This is a genomic window from Variovorax paradoxus (genome assembly GCF_030811855.1).
Lineage (GTDB): Bacteria > Pseudomonadota > Gammaproteobacteria > Burkholderiales > Burkholderiaceae_C > Variovorax > Variovorax paradoxus_L.
Window position 1 is genome coordinate 221,651 of the sequence record NZ_JAUSRN010000007.1, and the last position, 16,899, is coordinate 238,549.

17 protein-coding genes are annotated in these 16,899 nt (G+C 66.7%); 1 reads left to right on the plus strand and 16 read right to left on the minus strand.

Annotation, left to right across the window (positions count from 1 at the left end):
- Positions 1 to 8: 8 nt before the first annotated feature.
- Positions 9 to 914: a LysR family transcriptional regulator gene (locus J2X92_RS15535; RefSeq protein WP_307576858.1), complete on the minus strand. Its 906-nt coding sequence runs from the start codon at positions 912 to 914 to the stop codon at positions 9 to 11.
- Positions 915 to 1,016: 102 nt separating this feature from the next.
- On the opposite strand from J2X92_RS15535, the gene J2X92_RS15540 reads away from it, so the two are divergent.
- Complete coding sequence (locus J2X92_RS15540) at positions 1,017 to 1,775, plus strand: sulfite exporter TauE/SafE family protein (protein WP_307576859.1); 759 nt, start codon at positions 1,017 to 1,019, stop codon at positions 1,773 to 1,775.
- Between the two features lie 28 nt (positions 1,776 to 1,803).
- Here J2X92_RS15540 and J2X92_RS15545 read toward each other — a convergent pair whose 3' ends face one another.
- From J2X92_RS15545 to J2X92_RS15615, 15 genes are all read right to left on the minus strand, one after another.
- On the minus strand, positions 1,804 to 2,274 hold the full coding sequence (locus J2X92_RS15545; protein ID WP_307576860.1) for an NUDIX domain-containing protein: 471 nt from the start codon (positions 2,272 to 2,274) through the stop codon (positions 1,804 to 1,806).
- The gene (locus tag J2X92_RS15550) at positions 2,274 to 2,723 is read right to left on the minus strand and encodes a GatB/YqeY domain-containing protein (protein ID WP_055798861.1); all 450 of its coding nucleotides are present in this window, start codon (positions 2,721 to 2,723) and stop codon (positions 2,274 to 2,276) included. Before J2X92_RS15550 ends, J2X92_RS15545 begins: the two co-directional genes overlap by 1 nt.
- 123 nt (positions 2,724 to 2,846) lie before the next feature.
- Entirely contained in the window at positions 2,847 to 3,059 is a 213-nt protein-coding gene (rpsU, locus tag J2X92_RS15555) for a 30S ribosomal protein S21 (protein WP_007833691.1), read from the minus strand.
- A gap of 110 nt (positions 3,060 to 3,169) precedes the next feature.
- The gene (locus tag J2X92_RS15560) at positions 3,170 to 4,402 is read right to left on the minus strand and encodes an NAD(P)/FAD-dependent oxidoreductase (RefSeq protein WP_307576861.1); all 1,233 of its coding nucleotides are present in this window, start codon (positions 4,400 to 4,402) and stop codon (positions 3,170 to 3,172) included.
- Between the two features lie 5 nt (positions 4,403 to 4,407).
- The gene (locus J2X92_RS15565; RefSeq protein WP_307576862.1) at positions 4,408 to 5,193 is read right to left on the minus strand and encodes a YaeF family permuted papain-like enzyme; all 786 of its coding nucleotides are present in this window, start codon (positions 5,191 to 5,193) and stop codon (positions 4,408 to 4,410) included.
- Positions 5,190 to 6,320 (minus strand): sterol desaturase family protein, encoded by a 1,131-nt coding sequence (locus tag J2X92_RS15570; protein WP_307576863.1) that lies wholly within the window; start codon positions 6,318 to 6,320, stop codon positions 5,190 to 5,192. Before J2X92_RS15570 ends, J2X92_RS15565 begins: the two co-directional genes overlap by 4 nt.
- Before the next feature lie 122 nt (positions 6,321 to 6,442).
- Positions 6,443 to 7,327 carry an ABC transporter permease gene (locus J2X92_RS15575; RefSeq protein ID WP_307576864.1) on the minus strand — a complete coding sequence of 295 codons (885 nt, stop codon included), beginning with the start codon at positions 7,325 to 7,327 and terminating at the stop codon, positions 6,443 to 6,445.
- A 318-nt stretch (positions 7,328 to 7,645) separates the two neighbouring features.
- On the minus strand, positions 7,646 to 8,563 hold the full coding sequence (locus J2X92_RS15580; protein ID WP_307576865.1) for an ABC transporter permease: 918 nt from the start codon (positions 8,561 to 8,563) through the stop codon (positions 7,646 to 7,648).
- A 4-nt stretch (positions 8,564 to 8,567) separates the two neighbouring features.
- Positions 8,568 to 9,836: an ABC transporter substrate-binding protein gene (locus J2X92_RS15585; protein ID WP_307576866.1), complete on the minus strand. Its 1,269-nt coding sequence runs from the start codon at positions 9,834 to 9,836 to the stop codon at positions 8,568 to 8,570.
- A complete protein-coding gene (locus J2X92_RS15590; RefSeq protein ID WP_307576867.1) occupies positions 9,833 to 10,936 on the minus strand; it encodes an ABC transporter ATP-binding protein in 1,104 nt (367 codons plus the stop codon). Before J2X92_RS15590 ends, J2X92_RS15585 begins: the two co-directional genes overlap by 4 nt.
- 148 nt (positions 10,937 to 11,084) lie before the next feature.
- Positions 11,085 to 11,897, minus strand: a complete 813-nt coding sequence (cobA, locus tag J2X92_RS15595; RefSeq protein WP_307576868.1) for a uroporphyrinogen-III C-methyltransferase — start codon at positions 11,895 to 11,897, stop codon at positions 11,085 to 11,087.
- Positions 11,894 to 12,799 (minus strand): DNA-binding protein YbiB, encoded by a 906-nt coding sequence (gene ybiB, locus J2X92_RS15600; protein ID WP_307576869.1) that lies wholly within the window; start codon positions 12,797 to 12,799, stop codon positions 11,894 to 11,896. The genes cobA and ybiB overlap by 4 nt, the downstream gene beginning before the upstream one ends.
- Positions 12,800 to 12,846: 47 nt before the next feature.
- A complete protein-coding gene (locus tag J2X92_RS15605; RefSeq protein ID WP_307576870.1) occupies positions 12,847 to 15,642 on the minus strand; it encodes a nitrate reductase in 2,796 nt (931 codons plus the stop codon).
- Positions 15,643 to 15,665: 23 nt separating this feature from the next.
- Complete coding sequence (nirD, locus tag J2X92_RS15610; protein WP_307576871.1) at positions 15,666 to 16,091, minus strand: nitrite reductase small subunit NirD; 426 nt, start codon at positions 16,089 to 16,091, stop codon at positions 15,666 to 15,668.
- Positions 16,088 to 16,879, minus strand: coding sequence for a type IV pili methyl-accepting chemotaxis transducer N-terminal domain-containing protein (locus tag J2X92_RS15615; RefSeq protein WP_307576872.1), 792 nt, complete (start codon positions 16,877 to 16,879; stop codon positions 16,088 to 16,090). Before J2X92_RS15615 ends, nirD begins: the two co-directional genes overlap by 4 nt.
- Positions 16,880 to 16,899: the final 20 nt, after the last annotated feature.

Consider the following 16,899-nt stretch of genomic DNA (forward strand, 5'->3'; position numbering starts at 1 on the left):
CGTTCAGGCTACTTCGCCGCAGCCTTCTCGGGCGGCGCCAGCAAGTGCTCGAGCATCCGCCGAGCGTTGAGCGGCAGCTCTTCCGAAGACCGCACGCAGGCCATCAGCGTGCGCTCGGCCCACGCATCGCTGAGGTTGGCACGCGCAATCTTCATCGAGCGGGCGCAGCGCGCGGCCGCGGTCTGCGGGACGATGCCCACGCCGATGCCGTGCGCGACCATGCCGCACACGGCCTCGAAGTTGCGCACGCGCACGCGATAGGCCAACTGCTTGCCGAGCGCACGGGCATGCTGCGTGACCAGCTGCTGCAGCGCACTGTCCTCGGTCAGGCCGACGAATTCGCTGTCGGCCACCTCGGCCAGCCGCACGCGCCGGCGCCCCGCCAGCGCATGGCCGCGCGGCATCACGAGCACCAGATCGTCGCGGCGGAAGGGGTGGCATTCGAGGCCCTCGGTGCCGACCGCGTCCGAGACGATGCCGATGTCGCACAGCCCGTCCCGCAGCGCATCGACCGATTGCGGGCTCGGCCGTTCCTCGAGATCGACCGAGATGCGCGGATGCTGCGCAAGGAAGCGGCTCAGCACCTCGGGCAGGTGCTCGTTCAGCGCCGAGGTGCCGCACATGAAGCGCACGTGGCCCTTGAGGCCCTGGCCGTATTCGCCGAGCTCGCCGCGCATGCGTTCCATCTGCTGCAGCACGACACGCGCATGGTGCAGCAGCGTGCGGCCGGCCTCGGTGGGACGCACGCCCTGCGCGTGCCGCGTGAGCAGCGGGCTGCCAAGGGCGTCTTCCATGCCGCGCACGCGCTGGCTGGCCGAGGCGAGCGTCATGTGCGAGCGCTGTGCGCCGGCGGTCAGGCTCCCGGCCTCCACGACGTGGAGGAAGAGCCGCAGGTCTGTGAGGTCGAATCGCATGATGAGGCCGCAAGGTAGCACGGGAGCCTCAGCCTGTGCCTGAGGCTGGCTGCGCGAATGCCTCATTTTCAGCCTCGGCACAGGCCGGCAGACTGCGCCGCAATGACGATCTCGAACGAACTGGCAACAGGCCACTGGGCCGCAGCCGCCGCGGTATTTCTCCTGGCCGGGGTGATCAAGGGCGTGGTCGGGCTCGGGCTGCCGACGGTGTCGATGGCGCTGCTCGCGCTGTGGATGCCGCCGGTGCGCGCGGCCGCATTGCTGATCGCACCCTCGCTGGTCACCAACCTGTGGCAGACCGGGCCGCGTGCGACCTTCTGGCCGGTGCTGCGGCGGATCGGCGGCATGCAGGCGGGCATCGTGGTGGGCACCCTGGGCGGCGCACTGTGGCTCGGGGTGCCGGCAGGCGCCTGGGCCTCGGTGGCGCTCGGTGCGGCGCTGGTGGCCTATGCGTTCTGGGGGCTCACGGGGCGCCAACTGCATGTGCCTGCGGCGCACGAGCGCTGGCTGGGGCCGCTGGTGGGCGCCGCGACGGGTTTGGTCACGGCCGTGACCGGCGTGTTCGTGGTGCCGGCCGTGCCCTATCTGCAGGCCCTGGGTTTCCGGCGCGATGCGCTGATCCAGGCGATGGGTATTTCGTTCACCACCTCGACCGTGGTACTGGCCATCGGGCTGGCGGGCAACGGCAGCTATCCCGCTTCGGCGGTCGGCGGGTCGGTGGCGATGCTGCTGCCGGCGCTCGCCGGCATGGTGCTGGGAACGTGGTTGCGCCAGCGCTTGTCGGTGGCGGTATTCCGGCGTTGCTTTCTGGCCGGGTTGGCGCTCTTGGGGTTCTACATGGTGGCGCACGCGCTGGCCTGAACCAGGTGAGCCGGAATCCCGGCGATCCTCAGCCGGCGAGCAGGGCCGCGCGAACGCGTGCGATGGCCTGCCTGTAGGGCAGGGCGAAGTTCTCGATGCCGTCGTCGGGCGCGAGCCAACTGAACGAAAACACCAGGCCGTCTTCCTCGGGGCTGCCCATGGCCACATGCTCGAAGGTTTCGGGCAGCGGTGCGTCGGCACGTATCAGGAAAACGTGCCAAAGCTGCGGATGGCGCAGCGTATGGCCTTCGGCGCCGGCCTCGCAGTCGCGCTCCAGGGTGCCGAGCGGCTGCAGTTCACCGACATGGTCGATGCCGGATTCCTCGAGCAGCTCGCGGCGTACCGCCACCTCGGGCGATTCGCCGGGCTCGATGGTGCCCTTGGGCAGCTGCATGTTCCCGTCGCCGGGATGCCGGAACACCAGCAACCGGCCGCGGCGGTCGACCAGGCAGGCGCAAGCCTTCGGGATCGTGGTGGCGCAGCCGCCGTCGCTCGCCATCAGGCGCTCGCGAGGGCCGCCTTGACTGCCGCGCTCACCTGGCCCATGTCGGCCTTACCCGCGAGGCGGGTCTTGACCGCGCCCATCACCTTGCCCATGTCGCCAGGGCCCTTGGCGCCCAGTTCGGCCACGATGGCCTTCACTTCGGCGGCCACTTCGTCGGCGCCCATGCGCTGTGGCAGGTAGACCTCGAGCACCTTGATCTCGGCCGCTTCCTTGTCGGCCAGGTCGGCGCGTCCGCCGGTCGTGAACGCCGCGATGGAGTCCTTGCGCTGCTTGACCATCTTGTCGACGATGGCGACGACCATGGCGTCGTCGAGCTCGACGCGCTCGTCGACTTCCTTCTGCTTCAGGGCTGCCAGCAGCAGGCGAATGGTGCCGAGGCGCTCCGAGTCCTTGGCGCGCATCGCGGTCTTCATGTCTTCGGTGATCTGTTCCTTGAGGCTCATGCTCGGGGCTCCTGGTTCGAAAAAAACAAAAGCCGCGGCAGGTTTCCCTGGCGCGGCTGAGGCAGCAATCGGATCGCTGGGCCGACTTGCGTCAAAGGCCGGCGATCCTGTTGCCAACGGGCATCAGTACAGCTTCTTGGGGAGCTGCATGCTGCGCACGCGCTTGTAGTGGCGCTTGACGGCGGCTGCCTTCTTGCGCTTGCGCTCGGCGGTCGGCTTTTCGTAGAACTCGCGGGCGCGCAGGTCGGTCAGCAGGCCGAGCTTTTCGATGGTGCGCTTGAAGCGGCGCAGGGCGACGTCGAAAGGCTCGTTTTCTTTAACGCGAATGGTGGTCATTGATGAATCGTTGAACTGAATTTGGCTCGGGGAGATCGAGGCCCCAAGCCGGGGTTCCTCAACTGAAAAATTTTTGCGGCCGTTGAGGGGAGGCCAAAGTTAGCCCGCGATTATAGCGCGGTTGCACACGCATGTGCGCTCGCCCAGGCCCATTGGAAGTTGTATCCGCCCAGCCAACCCGTCACGTCGACCACTTCGCCGATGAAATACAGGCCCGGCTGCTTCGATTCCATGGTCTGCGAGGACAAATCACGGGTGTCGATGCCGCCTGCCGTGACCTCGGCCTTCTTGTAGCCCTCGGTGCCGCTGGGGGTGATCTGCCAGCGGGCGATGCGCTCGGCCAGGGCGGCCAGGGCCTTGTCGGCGGCCTCGTTGACGGGCCGCTGCAGGGCCGGATCCTGCCCGACCCAGGCGTCCGCCAGCCGGGAGGGCACCAGCATGGCCAGTTCGTTGGCAATGCGCTTTCTGGAGCGGAGCTTGGCGTCGCCCAGGGCCTCGGCCACGTCCACGCCGGGCGCGAAGTCGAGCGTCAACGGCGTTCCGGGTTTCCAGTAGCTCGAAATCTGCAGCACGGCCGGGCCCGAAAGGCCGCGGTGGGTGAACAGCAGGTCTTCGAGGAAGGTCATCTTTTCCTTCTTGGCACCGGTTTCGATGCGCACCGGCAGCGCCAGCCCGGCCAGTTCGGCATACGGCGCCCAGGCCTCGCCGCCGAAGGTCAGCGGCACCAGGGCCGGGCGGGGCGTGACGACGCGCAGGCCGAACTGTTCGGCCAGGCGGTAGCCGAAATCGCTGGCGCCGATCTGCGGGATCGACAGGCCGCCCGTCGCAACCACGAGCTTGGGCGTTTCGATCATGCCCTTGCTGCTATCGATCTTGTAGCTGCCTGGGCCCGTTCCGTCATTGCCGGACCCCGAGAACACGAGTTTTCCGAGCTTGCACGGCTGCCAGCGCGTGACATTGCCCGCGTCGCATTCCGCCAGCAGCATGTCGATGATCTGCTGCGAGGAACCGTCGCAGAACAGCTGCCCCTTGTGCTTCTCGTGAAAGGCGATGCCGTGCTTCTGCACCAGCTCGATGAACTGCTGCGGCGCATAACGCGACAGGGCCGAGCGGCAGAAATTCGGGTTCTCGCCGATGAAGTGGCGCTGCGGCGCGCGCACGTCGAGGTCGCGGTTGGTGAAGTTGGCGCGGCCGCCACCCGAGATGCGGATCTTTTCCGCCACCTTCTCGCTGTGGTCGACCAGCAGCACCTTGAGCCCGCGCTGGCCGGCCAGCGCGGCGCAGAACAGGCCTGCGGCACCGGCGCCGACCACAACGACATCGAATCGAAAAGGCGCGCTCAAATCAGTCAGGGTCCGTCGGCCGCCAGCAGGGGCGGCGGGTTGTATTTGAGGTGGCCCACGTAGCGCAGCGGCTGCGTGGCGGCAATCGAGGGCACGTCGCCCTCGCGCATGTGCAGCAGGTCGGCCGGGCTCACCCAGCGCGGGTCGGCGTCGGTGATCGGCAGGCCGGCCCGCCTATAGGCCTCGAGCACGAATTGCGAGCAGAAGAACTGGTCGTCGCGGCTCGCGCCCAGCTGCACCATGGCCATGCCGCTGATGCAGTAGTGGCTGACGGCCGAGGGAATCAGCGGCAGCTCGCACAGGCGCCGGTTCAGCACGAAGGGCGCATTCAGCAGCACGCCGGTGGTGTTGTAGCGGATGCCCACCTGCGAGTTGGCCCAGGTGCGCAGCTTGGCGGCGCCTGCCGGATCGAGCCCGGGCACGCGAAAGGCCACCACCATTTGTTCTTCGTCCACCACGTCGGCCAGCGGACGCGCGCGCACGCCGCTGCCCACCGCCTCGGCGATCAGGCCGTCGCCCAGGTACAGCACCGCATGGCTCACGGGCGAGAAGGTGCCCAGCCGGATGCCGAAGGAATTGACTGTGGCGATGGAGGTCAAGAGGATGTCGCCGGGCTGCAGCGCATCGGCGGCGATCAGCTCGCCGCCATTGCCGGGGGCGATGACCGAGCTCTGTACCCGCAGCCGCAGGCCCGCGTCTTTCGACGGCAGGTCGACGCGGGTGGCGCAGGCAGAGAGCAGCAGCATCGCGGCAGCGCCGAGCGCCGCCGAGCGGAGATGGCGCCGCATCATCCCTTCCAGATGAAAGGAAACTTCAACTGCTTGAAGAAGCCGTTGGGCACATAGTCGCCGAGCACGCCGTACTTCTCGGGCCAGAGCTTGGTGCTCTTCACTGCGGTGCCAAAGAGATAGTCGAGAAAGGCGTAGTGCGCCGAATAGTTCTTGTCGAGCGCCTCGACGTCCTGGCTGTGGTGCCAGTGGTGGAAGTTGGGCGTCACGATGATGTAGCGCAGCGGCCCGAGCCGCACGCTCACGTTGCAGTGGTTGAACACCGCCTGGAAGCCCACCACCACGATGTAGGCGTCGATCACTTCCTTGGAAAAGCCGAACACGTAGATTGGCGCGAGCACCAGCGTGCGCGTGATCAACAGCTCGAGGATGTGCTGGCGCGAGCCCGCCATCCAGTCCATGCTCTTCACGCTGTGGTGCACCGCATGCAGGCGCCACAGCACCGGCACCTCGTGATAGGCGCGGTGGGTCCAGTACTGCACCAGGTCGGCCACCAGGACGATCAGCAGCAGCCCGGCCCAGAACGGCAGGTTGCCCACCCAGCCGCGAATGCCGTCATTGGCCGCCCAGCCGAAGAACTTGTGCACCATCAGGTTGGTGGCCAGCAGCACGAAGCCCACGATCATGTGGTTCACCACGAAGTGGTGAAAGTCAGTCTGCCACTCGGCGCGGAACACCGGCTGGTCCTTGCGCAGCGCGAAGAGCTTTTCGATGAAGATGAAGATCAGCGACGAGCCCAGCAGGTCGAGGATGAACCAGTCCAGGCCGATGTAGGGCGTGTTGTCGGCAAAGTCGTTCACCGGCACCTTGTGCCCGCCCAGCAGCGCCGCCGCGGCCACCAGCAGGAACGCGGCCGAAGACAGCCAGCGCGAGCGGTTGAAGATGATGTTCACCAGCGCCAGCCCGCCCGAAACGACCATGGCCGCCAGCAGGATGAAGCGCATCACGTCGACGTTGTAGCTCTTGCGCAACTCCGGCGTCGTGAGGTACTGCGGAAAGTGGAACGCCAGCACGCCCAGGAAGCACAGGATGGCCAGGCTGAGCGCAATGGTTCCCGTGACAAGGCCCTGGCCGCGGCGGAGTTCGCCGTGGGTCTGGGTGAATTCGTTGAGTTTCTCGATGTCGAGCATGCCCGCCTCTCTCGCTTGTGAATTGTTGCGCGCGATTTTAGGCGGCTGTAGGAGAACTCTCACGTCGACCGAACGGGGTAGGCGGCCTTCGTGGCTTTCCCGCCTTTGCGCGAATTTTGGTGTCAGCGCGGCCGAACCGCGCGCCGGCGCAGCAGCGCGGCAGTGCCCAGCGCCACGGCCATCACGAGCAGGGAAACGACGGTGGTCACCGTGCCGAGTGCATAAATCGAAGGCGTCGTGACGGTCGAGGTCAGGCCCTGCAGTTCGAGCGGCAGCGTGTTGACGTCGCCGATGGCCTGCGAGGTGCGGGCGATCTCATCCCATGACAGCGTGAAGCCGAACATGCCGATACCGACGATGGACGGGCCGATCAGTGGCAGCACCACATGCCGGAAGGTTTGCCAGGGCGTGGCGCCGAGGTCGCGCGCGGCTTCCTCGTAGGCCGGGTTGAAGCGGTTGAACACCGCGAACATGATGAGCAGCCCGAAGGGCAGGGTCCACGTCAGGTGGGCGCCGAGGGCGGAGCTGAACAGGCCGAGCGCAGTGCCGTAGCCTTCGAGCAGCGTGGTGGCGTCCATGGCCTCGAGCAGGCTCTTGACCCCAGTGTCGATGAGCCGGAACTGCAGGCCGATGCCGAGCGAAATGATGATCGACGGCATGATGAGGCTCGCCACGGTGACGAAGAACAGCGCGTTGCTGCCCGCGAGCTTCTTGCGGAACGCGAGGCCGGCCAGCACAGAGAGCACCACGGTGAAGCCCATTACCACCGCGCCCAGTGCGAGCGAACGTCTGAAGGCCGCGCCGATGTCGACTGTGCCCAGGCCTTCGGCCAGCTTGTAGAACCAGTGCAGCGAGACGCCACGCAGTGGAAAGGTGAGGCCGCCTTCGGGACCCTGGAAGCTCAGGATGAAGATCGTGATCATCGGGCCGTAGAGGAACAGCACGAAGAGGGCGAATACGGTCGCCAAGGGCCAGAAGCCGGGGGCGCGTTGTTCTCCTATGCGCATGTGTGTTGGTCCTTCAGGGCGTGTGCACAGGCCACCGGGTACTCCCCTCCGCGAATGCCCCGCGGCCTGCGGCCTCCTCCTTTATTTCGCTGCGGGGAGCACCCGGCGCCCTGTGCACACCGGGCGCTGCCGTTGTTCCGTTCGATCAACGATCGCTCCGTATAACGCTCACGTCGATGGGGTGCCTTGCGCAGCGAAATAAAGGGGGAGGCCGCAGGCCGGAGGACATTCGCGGAGCAAGGTACCCCGTCGGCGGGAGCGCCCCCCGAACAAGGCTCCTCATGCACAACGGAACGAACAGACGAGCAAGGCTTCATCTCAGAGCTCCTTGCGAATATCAACGAGCCGCGTGAGCCCCCAGATGATCATCAGCACCACCGCCAGCAGGATCATCGCGTTGGCCGCGGCCAGCGGAAACTGCAGGTACGAGGTCTGCACCTGGATGATCTTGCCGATCGATGCGATCTGCTGCCCGCCCATCACCCCGATGGTGACGAAGTCGCCCATCACAATGGTGATGACGAAGATCGAGCCGATGAGGATGCCGGTGCGCGACAGCGGCACCACCACGTTCCAGAGCGTTTGCCAGGCCGAGGCGCCCGCGTCACTGGCGGCTTCGAGCAGCGAGCGATCGATACGCATCATGCTGTTGAAGATGGGCACGATCATGAACATCGTGTAGAGGTGCACGAAGGCAAGCACCACCGAGAAATTAGAGAACAGCAACCACTCGACCGGATGGTCGACCAGGCCGAGCCCCGCCAGCATCTGGTTGACCAGACCGTTGCGCCCCAAGAGCGGCACCCACGAAATCATGCGGATCACGTTGGAGGTCCAGAACGGCACCGTGCACAGCACGAAGAGCACCGTCTGCATGGTCGACGAGCGCACGTGGAACGCCAGAAAGTACGCCACCGAAAAGCCGATCAGCAGCGTGATGCCCCACACCAGCAGGCAGAACTTGAAGGTGCTCAGGTAAGTGTTGAGCGTGACGCACAGGTCGCCGTTGTCGGTGAGCAGCGAGCAGCCCTCGAACAGGCTCGCGTAGTTGCGCAGCGTCACCGCCGGAATCAGCTCGTACTCGTTGAAATTCCACAGGCTGACCATCGCGATCAGCGCCAGTGGAATCAGAAAGAACAGGAGGAACACCAGCGCGAATGGCGCAGCCTGCCACCATGCCTTCACGGCGTGGACGGACGGGCTGGGCGCGTGCGCGCTGGCGGTTGGAGCGCTCACAGGTTCAGGCGGCAACGAACTCGTTCCACTTCTTGACCATGTACTCGTTCTCGTCCATCACCGCGTTCCAGCAGGCGATGCCGCCCATGCGCTGTTCGTAGCTGCCGCCGTCGCGCACCGCGCCGGCCTTGGCCAGCAGGTCGCCGTTCGGGCTCTTGATGTCTTGTGAGGCGGGCTTGCCTTCCATCCAGTAGGCCCACTCGTAGGCTTCCATCTTGGCTTTGGCCGTGTCGAGCACCGCGCTGTAGTAGCCCTGGCGGTTCAAGTAGGCGCCGGCCCAGCCGTCGAGGAACCAGTTGATGAATTCATAGGCGCCGTCGAGCTTCTTGCCCGACAGCGTGGCCGGAAGGCCGAAGCCGGCTGCCCAGGCGCGGTAGCCTTCCTTCAGGGGCTGGAAGTTGCAGGCAATGCCCTTGGTGCGCACGGCCGTGACGGCGGGCGACCACATCGACTGGATCACCACTTCGCCCGAAGCCATCAGGTTGACGGACTCGTTGAAGTCCTTCCACAGCGCGCGGAACTGACCGGCCTTCTTGGCTTCGATCAGGGTCTTGATCGTCAGGTCGATCTCGGCCTTGGTCATGTTGCCCTTGTCCTTGTACTTGTGGATGCCCTTGGCCTCCACCACCATCGCGGCGTCCATGATGCCGATCGACGGAATGTTCAGGATCGCGGCCTTGCCCTTGAATTCGGGGTTCAGCAGTTCGGCCCAGGAGTTGATCGGCCGCTTGATCAGGTCCGGACGGATGCCCAGCGTGTCGGCGTTGTAGACCGTGGGAATGAGCGACATGAACTGCGTCGGCGCGGTCGCGAACTTCTTGCTCTTCTCGCCCTCCAGATAGATCACCTTCTTGGGTGCGGTGCCCTGGTCGCCCACGGCCTTGCCGCCGACTTCGCCCTTGGTGAAGAGCGTGGTGATCTTGTCGGCGTTCTTGATCTTCTTGGTATCGATGCCCTTCAGGTTGCCGGTCGGCACGATCTTCTTGAGCGAGAAGAATTCGGTATCGATCAGGTCGAAGCTGTTGGGTGCGGTCACGGCGCGCTTGGTCACGTCGTCGGTGGTCACGGCCACGTACTGGATCTCGATGCCGGTGTCGGCCTTGAACTTCTCGGCGATCGCCTTGTCCTGGTTCACCGCCGTGCCAAGGTAGCGCAGCACGATTTTTTCCTGCGCATGCACGAAGGGCGCGATGCCCGTGGCCAGTATGCCGGCGGTGCCCTGCAGCAGAGTGCGGCGCTGGACGCCGGCGGACGAGTCGATGGGGTCGGTCATGTTGAAAGAGCCTCCGTATGGAAAGTGGCGGGTGAGGGAACGGGGATAGGGTGAGGCGGCGGGGCCTGCGGGGTCGTGGCGAGCGCGCGCGCATCGGCTTCGGCCCAGGCCAGGCGGACCGTTTCGCCTTGTGCGTGGGGGCTCGCGAGAAAGGCGGCTTCGCCCATCAGCACCGACACGTTCTGGCGGCCGGGCGGTGCGGCTTGCAGCGCCAGCCCGAGCAGCACGTACGTGCCCTGGTACTCGACGTCGGTCACCGTCGCGGCAAGGCCATCGGAGGCGGCGCCATCGGAAGCCGGAGCAATCCGCATGTGATCGTTGCGCACCGCGATGGGCCCGGCGGGCGTGTCGAACACGTTGTGCCCGCCCATGAAGCGCGCCACGAACTCGTTGGCCGGGTGGTTGTAGATCTGGTGCGGCGAGCCGACCTGCTCGATCACGCCGTGGTTCATCACCACCATGGTGTCGGCCAGTGCCATCGCTTCTTCCTGCGAATGCGTGACGTGCACGAAAGTCAGCCCCAGTTCCTTCTGCCAGCGCCGCAACTCGGCGCGCATCTGGATGCGCAAGAAGGGGTCGAGCGCCGACAGCGGCTCGTCGAGCAGCAGCACGCGCGGCTCGGTAATGAGCGCGCGCGCCAGCGCCACGCGCTGCTGCTGTCCGCCGGAGAGTTCACCCGGCTTGCGTTCGGCCAGGTGGCCCATGGCCACGCGGTCCAGCAGGTCACGCGCAAGCTTCTGGCGCTCGGCCTTGCCGACGCCTTTCATCTTGAGGCTAAAGGCCACGTTGTCCGTGGCCGACAGGTGCGGGAACAGCGCAAAGCTCTGGAACATCATCGCCGTGCCGCGCGCGGCCGCGGGCAGGTTCGTGATGTTGCGGTTGTCCAGCAGGATGTCGCCACTGGTGACCGACTCGTGGCCCGCGATCATGCGCAGCGTGGTGCTCTTGCCGCAGCCCGAGGGGCCCAGCAGGCAGCAGTAGCTGCCGCTCGCAATGCGCAGGTCGATCCGGTCAACCGCGGGCGGTGTGCCGGCGGCGTAGCGCTTGCTCAGGGCAACGATTTCGACGGCAGCAGGTGGAGGCGCGGCGACGGCGTTCATGAACGGGCGCGGGGCGCTGAAAACGATCGGAAAACGGGCATGCTGGCGTTAAGCACGCTCCATGCCACATCTTGGTGCTACGGCGCCCCGTCCGGGCGAAGCGCAAGGATGGGGCTCGCAGGCCTCGGGGCCAGCTCTTGCCGATTGCTCAGGTGCCGAACCTGCCAGCGTCAGATCCCAGCGGCAGCGCCGCCGCGGCCAGCCCGCGCAGCACGTCACCCACCACGATCACCGCGGGACTGGCGAGTCCAGCTTCGGCAATGCCAGCCTGGAGCCTGTCGAGCGTGGTCGCGATGTGGCGCTGCTGCGGCAGGCTCGCATGCTGCACCACGGCCACCGGCGTGTCGCCGGGCAGGCCATGGAGCAGTTCGCGTTCGATGTGGCCTGCGCCCGCCACGCCCATGTAGATGACGAGCGTGAGCCGTGCGTTGTGCGCCGTGGCCGCCAGTGCGCGCCAGTCGGTTGCGTCTTCGTGCGCGCCGGCGCCGGTCTTGGCGTGGCCGGTGACGAACACCACGCCCTGCGCATGGTCGCGGTGCGTGAGCGGCACGCCGAGCGAGGTGGCGGCCGCGAGGCCGGCGGTGATGCCGTTGATCACGGTGCACTCGATGCCGGCTTCGCGCAGGTGCTCGACCTCTTCGCCGCCGCGCCCAAAGATGAACGGGTCGCCGCCCTTGAGCCGAACTACGGTTTCGCCTTCATGCGCCGCGGTGATCATGAGCCGCTCGATGAAGGCCTGGGGCGTGCTCTTGCAGCCGCCTCGCTTGCCCACGTGCACGATGCGCGCGCCGGGCCGGGCGTAGGAGCTCAGGATGCTTTCGCTCACGAGATCGTCCACCAGCAGCACCGTCGCGGCCTGTATGGCCTTGACGGCCTTGATGGTCAGCAGCTCGGGGTCGCCGGGGCCGGCGCCCACCAGCGTGCAGCTTCCGGTGGCAAACGAAGAAGTCGGTCTGTTCATGCGTGAGATGCCAGTTGCGTGATGTGCCTGACCTGCGTGGCAATGGCTTCAGGCACGGGAAGCTCGCCGTTCAATACGCGCCGCGTGTACTCGGCCGTGGTCGCGACGTCGATTTCTTTCGGCAGGCCGGGCACCTCGCTCGACGTGCCCGCGGCCTGGGCCTGCAATTCGCTGCGCACGCCGCGCACGAAGCCGTCGATCTGCGCGGTGCGGCGCGGGTCGGACACCACTTCGCCCTCGAGGCCGCGCGAGAGCAGGGCGGTCATGCCCATGAGTTCGAAGGTTTCGCCCATGGTGCGCGCGTATTCCGGATGCGTATAGCTTGCCACGATCACCGACGGACCGGTGGTCGGCTGCATCAGCTTGACCACGCTGTGTCCAGGGTTGCGAAGGCCCACCACGCGGCGCACGTCGAGCAGCCGCTTGAGTGCGGCGTTGAGCAGTTCGGTGGGTGCAAAGCCTACTTGGCCGGACGGGATTTGCCTGATCGTCGTGAGCTGGGGAACGTCCAATGCCTCCAGCACGTTAGAGGCGAGCACGCGCGATGTTTCGGTGGCGCTGCCGTGCACCAGCACCGGCAGGCCTTCGCGGGCGAGCAGCAGCGCCAGCAGCGGCGTGAGCACCGGCAGCTTGCGCGCACCGTTGTAGCTCGGCAGCACGACGAGCGGGCGGTCGGCGGCGGGCAGGCGGTTGAGCCTGGCATGCGTGGCGTCGAGGAAGCCGGCCATTTCTTCCGGCGTTTCGCCCTTGATGCGCATCGCGAGGCAAAAACCGCCGATCTCCAGGTCGGTGACGGTGCCGTCCAGCACCTGGCCGAACAGGTCGGTGGCCTGTTCGCGCGTCAGCGGCTTGGCGCCTCGCGCGCCGCGGCCGATTTCCTTGATGTATTGGCTGATTCCCATGGGTGCACGGATTGTCCCGCAATGCTTATGCCCGAAAGCAAGGCGGCTTATGCACCCTCCACCGCGGTTTCGGCCGGCGTAGCCCGCACCATGCGCTTGAGTTCGGGCAAGCATGAGCCGCAGTTGGTGCCGCATTTGAGCGCGCCCTGCAGGGAAGCCAGCCGTTCCTCGGGCGTGCCGCTGCAGCGGCCCAGCTCGGCCCGTATCGCCAGGTCGGTCACGTTGAAGCAGGTGCACACCGGCTGGCCGCGCGACTGCACCGCCACCGGCGCGCGGGCACCGGGCGAGAGCAGCAGGCGGCCATAGGTTTGCGCCGGGATTTCTTCCCGCAGCAGGGTGCCGATCCAGGCTTCGGCACTGGTGTCCCCGCCCAGCAGGAAGGCCTCCAGGCCGGCGTTGCCATCGGCGCGCCGCACCAGCCGTGCCACGCGGCGCTGACCGCGCCGGCGGTCGGCGTAGCGCAAGGCATCGCTGCCGACGAGGCCGAGCAGGCCTTCGATGCGGTCGATGAGCTCGTCCGCCGGTGCGTCGTGCGCGGCGGCGCGAAACAGGATGCCGCTGCGTTCCTCGCCCGGCGTGTTGCCCGAGAACGGCACGCAGGTGGCAAACGGGAACATCGCCATCAGCGGCTTGAGCGCCTGGTGCGCGGCCAGCGCCGTTTCGGGCGGCAGCCACGCCATGGCGAGCAGCGACCACGGCAGCTCGGCCTTGAGGATCTTGACTGGCGTGTGCTTGAGCTCGGGTTGCTTCGAGGTGGGGCAGTAGGCCGGGGAGGTCAGGGCGTTGATGCCCGCCAGCGGCGTGCCGGTCGACGAGCATCCGCTCAGGTATTCCTCGCCCCAGTGCATGGCGACGAAAGCCTGACTCAGCCCGATCTCGGCGCTCGCGCGCGCCGGCAGGAGGATAGAGCCGCGCTTGGACGTGAGATGCACCAGGTCGCCTTCATTCAGCTGACGGCGCGCCATGTCTTGGGCATTCATCTGCACTACGGGCTCGGCCACGTGGCCGAAGAGCCGGCCGACCGTGCCGGTGCGGCTCATGCCGTGCCATTGGTCGCGAAGGCGGCCGGTGTTCAGCGAGAACGGATAGCGCGCCTCGCGCGCCTCTGCCACCGGCTTGTAGACCGTGTCGGCAAAGCGCGCGCGGCCGTCCGGCGTCGGGAAGATGCCGTCTTCATAAAGGCGTACGCGGCCGGTGGCTTCGCCTTCCTTCAGTGGCCATTGCTGCGGGCCCGCGGTGTCGAGCATCGCGTAGCTCATGCCGGTGATGTCCAGGTCGCGGCCGCGCGTGGATTCGCGGTGCTCGTTCCACACGCGCTCGGCGCTTTCATAGGGAAACAGGGTGGCCGTGCGACCGAGCCGCTGTTCGAGCCGGCGCGCGAAGTCGACGGCAATCGACCAGTCGTGGCGCGCTTCGCCGGGCGCCGGCACCGCGGGGCGCACGCGCGAAATGCGGCGCTCGCTGTTGGTCACGGTGCCTTCCTTTTCTCCCCAAGTGGTGGCGGGCAGAAGAAGGTCGGCAAAGGCGCAGGTCGAGGTGGTCGAAAAAGCTTCCTGCACCACGACGAACTCTGCGCGCTCGAGGGCGCGGCGCACAGTGGCCTGGTCGGGCATCGACTGGGCGGGGTTGGTACAGGCGATCCACAGCGCGCGAATCTCACCGTCCGCGGCGGCCTGGAACATCTCGACCGCGGTCTTGCCGGGCTTCTCGGGTACCGAGGGCAGGTTCCACAGCGCCGCCACTTCCGCGCGGTGCGCCGGGTTGGCCAGGTCGCGGTGCGCGCTCAGAAGGTTGGCCAGGCCGCCCACTTCGCGTCCGCCCATGGCGTTGGGTTGGCCGGTGAGCGAGAACGGGCCCGCGCCGGGCTTGCCGATCTGGCCGGTTGCCAGATGCAGGTTGATCAACGCTGCGTTCTTGGCGGTGCCGCTCGACGACTGGTTGAGGCCCTGGCAGTAGAGGCTCAGCGTTGCCGGCGATGTGGCGAACATGCGCGCCGCGGCAAGCAGGTCTTCCTTCGAGATGCCGCAGATCTGCGCCACCTTGTCGGGCGTGCATTCACGCACCGTGGCTTTCAGTGCATCGAAGCCGTTGGTGTGGGCCGCGATGTAGCCGTTGTCGGTCCAGCCTTCCCACAGCATCAGGTGCAGCATGCCGTTGAACAGCATCACGTCGGTGCCAGGCTGGATTGGCAGGAACAGGTCGGCGATCTCGACCGTGTCGGTGCGGCGCGGGTCGGCCACGATGATCTTCATCCTGGGGTTCGCGGCCTTTGCATCCTCGATGCGGCGGAACAGGATCGGGTGCGCCCATGCGGCGTTGCTGCCCACGATGAAAAGGCACTCGGCGTGCTTCAGGTCGTCGTAGCAGGCCGGGGGCGCATCGGCGCCCAGCGTCTGCTTGTAGCCCGCCACCGCGCTGCTCATGCACAGGCGCGAGTTGGTGTCGATGTTGTTGGTGCCGATCAGCCCCTTGGCCAGCTTGTTGAAGACGTAGTAGTCCTCGGTGAGCAGCTGGCCCGAGACGTAGAAGCCGACAGCGTCGGGGCCATGGTCGCGGATGACCTGTTCGAACTTGTCGACGGCGCCGCCGAGCGCGGTGTCCCATGCGATGGGCGCCGGCTCGCCGCCGCGCGAGGCGCGCCGCATGGGTTGCAGCAGCCGTGTCTGGCGCGTGACCGTGGCCGTGGCCGTGAGATGCAGTGTCGAGCCCTTGGTGCAGAGGCGCCCGAAGTTGGCCGGGTGGTCGGGGTCTCCGCGCACGCCGGTAATCTGCGCGCCATCGGATTCGATAATCACACCGCAGCCCACGCCGCAGTAAGGGCAGGTGGAGCGAGTTTCTTCCATGGGTCGATGCCTTGGTTGTGCGCCTAGCTGCCGTGCGGCGCCTGCACGTCGAAGGACTCGTCACCCAGCTTGCCGGCCGTTGCGGCGCCGGGGCCGGCACGCGGCGGAGCCAGGTCGATGGCATGCGTCTTCAGTTCGAGCGCGTTCATCATGACCTGGCCATCTTCGACCTTCACCGCGAACTTTGGGGTGCACCCCTCATCAGGCGACTTGGCGCAGCCGTCGTCCAGCCCGATGGCCCAGTTGTGCAGCGGACACGCCACGCTGGTGCCGAACACGATGCCCTGGCTCAAAGGCCCGCCCTTGTGCGGGCAGCGGTCGAGCAGCGCGAATACCTGATTCTCGGAATTGCGAAACACCGCCACATCCACGCCCACCGGGCGCGCCACGCGGCGGGCGCCGAGCACGGGGATGTCGTCGATGCGGCAGATGGTTTTCCATTCACTCATGATGGGTCTCTAGGTTTGAGGTCGGAATACAGGCCCGTCACGCGGTCCATGATGGCCAGCATGTTTTCGCTGGTCACGAACACGTCGGACATAAGGGCGGGCGAGGTGCCGGCGCCTTCGAGGCGCTGCAGCCCGCGGTTGAAGAACATCCATTGCGCGTCGGCCAGCACCAGCTCCTGGCGGATCTGTGCGGTGGCTTCGGGCGCATTGCGCAGGGTCTCGAGGCCGGCGAGGAACTCGGCGCGTGCCTTGGCAATCTCGGCCGTGCTTGCGGCGGCGTCAATCTGCATTGCGCTGGCCAGGTAGAACTTGGCCATGCGCTGCGACAGCATGCGTTGGCGGCCCGCGATGTTGACCAGCCGCCCCACGGGCTTGCCCGAGGCGGCTTCGTATTGCGTGGTGCCTTGGTTGGCGAGCGCGAGCACGGCGGCATCGAGCTTGACGATCCGTGCGGCTATTTCCTTGCCGGGCGCCGAGCCGGTGAGCTCTTGCTTGAAGCCGATCCAGGTGCCGTCGAGTGCGTCGTAGGTGCTGCGGATGGCGGGCGTCGGTGCAAAGGCCTTGAGCTCGGCCAGTTGCTTGTCGAACAGTGCAATGGACTTGTCGAGCACCTGCTGGGCATTGCGCGTTTCCACTTGCTGCGCCAGCGCGAGATAGGCCTTGCTGGCGCGCTGCGACAGCATGCGCTGGCGGCCCGCCTTGTTGATGGCGTCGTTGAGGTCGGCCACCTGCGCGTGCACGCCCACCGCGGCCAGCGCGGACGAAGCAATGAAGAGTCTTCTTTTCAATTTTTCTCCCTGCGCTTTGC